The organism is Bradyrhizobium sp. LA6.8 (genome assembly GCF_040547935.1).
GTDB classification, from domain to species: domain Bacteria; phylum Pseudomonadota; class Alphaproteobacteria; order Rhizobiales; family Xanthobacteraceae; genus Bradyrhizobium; species Bradyrhizobium barranii.
Map to the genome: position 1 here is coordinate 1 of NZ_JBEPQQ010000024.1, position 1,433 is coordinate 1,433.

The window sequence follows — 1,433 nt, forward strand, 5'->3', positions numbered from 1 at the left end:
TGTCAATCGGCGTTCGACTGGGACCCCCTAGCGGCATCCAAAAGGGACCCCTTTGATCGGCGTGCTCTGCTGGTAGCGCTCGGGTCGTCGGAGCTGGTCGGGGTTGCGGAGACGGCGCGAGCGCGGGTTGTTTGAACATCGTCGCGGCTTTTGAATCGCCAGCTGTCGTTGCCGGTTTCGACGATGTCGCAGTGATGGGTCAATCGGTCGAGTAGCGCGGTGGTCATTTTGGCATCGCCGAACACGCTCGGCCATTCGCCGAACGCAAGATTGGTGGTGACAATGATGGAGGTGCGCTCGTAGAGCCGGCTGATGAGATGGAACAGGAGCTGACCGCCGGATTGCGCGAACGGCAGATAGCCCAGCTCGTCGAGAACGATGAAGTCCATGCGGGTCAGATGCTCGGCGAGCCGTCCCTGTCGACCGTTGCGGGTCTCGGTCTCGAGCCGGTTGACGAGGTCGACGACGTGGTAGAAGCGTCCTCTGGCGCCATCGCGGATGCAACTTCTGGCGATGGCAATGGCGAGGTGTGTTTTGCCTGTACCGGTGCCGCCAACCAGCACGACGTTGCGTTGTTGGGCGATGAAGCCGCCGCCAGCGAGATCATTGACGAGAGTCTGATTGATCGGCGTGCCGTCGAACTGGAAGTCGGCGATGTCCTTGGCGAGCGGCAGCTTGGCAATGGTGAGCTGGTATTTGATCGACCTGGCTTGCTTCTCGTTGATCTCGGCGTTGAGCAGGTCGCCGACAATGCGCTGAGGTTCGTGCTGGCGCTTGACGGCAGTTGCCATGATCTCGTCGAAGGCGGCCTTCATGCCGTAGAGCTTGAGTTCGCCCATAAGATCGAAGATTTGGGTTCGTTCCATCAGATGGTCCTCCGGAGGTTGTCGTAACGGGCACAATCGGCGATCGGTGCATGACGGAGCGTCAGTGCGGCCGGCGTCATGATGTTGGCCGGTGGGGCGGGTTCACGTTGACGGGCCAGGATATTGAGAACGACATCGGCGGAATGGACGCTGTGACTGAGCGCTTCGGCACAGGCCGCTTCCACGGCGGACAGACCGTCAGTCAGCACCGCGTTGAGGATGTCGACCATCTGCCGATTGCCATCGTCGGTGCTGGCCAGCTTGCGCCGGATCCGCTCCATCGCGGCCGGCAGCACCCAGTCTTTGAAGGGAGCACCGTTGCGCAAGGCGCCGGGTTTACGGGCGAGCACCGGCACATAATGCCAGGGGTCGTAGACGGTATCGCCGCGGCCAAAGGATCGCGGGTGCTCGGCAATGATGCGTCCGTCCTGACGGATCACGATGCGATCGGCATAGGCTTGAACCTCGACCGGTCGTCCGACTGCGCTGGCTGCGACCGAGTACTTGTTGTTGTCGAAGCGCACCAGGCAGGTCTTCGAGACTGATGCCGTCACCGCATGGAAGCCG

Annotated in this window: 1 protein-coding gene and 1 pseudogene; both read right to left on the reverse strand. The window is 61.8% G+C overall.

Going from position 1 to position 1,433, the window contains the following annotated elements; genetic code table 11:
- Positions 1-2 precede the first annotated feature (2 nt).
- Complete coding sequence (istB, locus tag ABIA90_RS45560; RefSeq protein ID WP_354122414.1) at positions 3-866, reverse strand: IS21-like element helper ATPase IstB; 864 nt, start codon at positions 864-866, stop codon at positions 3-5.
- A gap of 8 nt (positions 867-874) precedes the next feature.
- Positions 875-1,433, reverse strand: a pseudogene (locus ABIA90_RS45565) (Mu transposase domain-containing protein); the annotation flags it as partial.

Coding starts and splice junctions, on each gene's coding strand:
- istB (WP_354122414.1), bottom strand. CDS start 866: ATGGAACGAACCCAAATCTTCGATCTTATGGGCGAACTCAAGCTCTAC.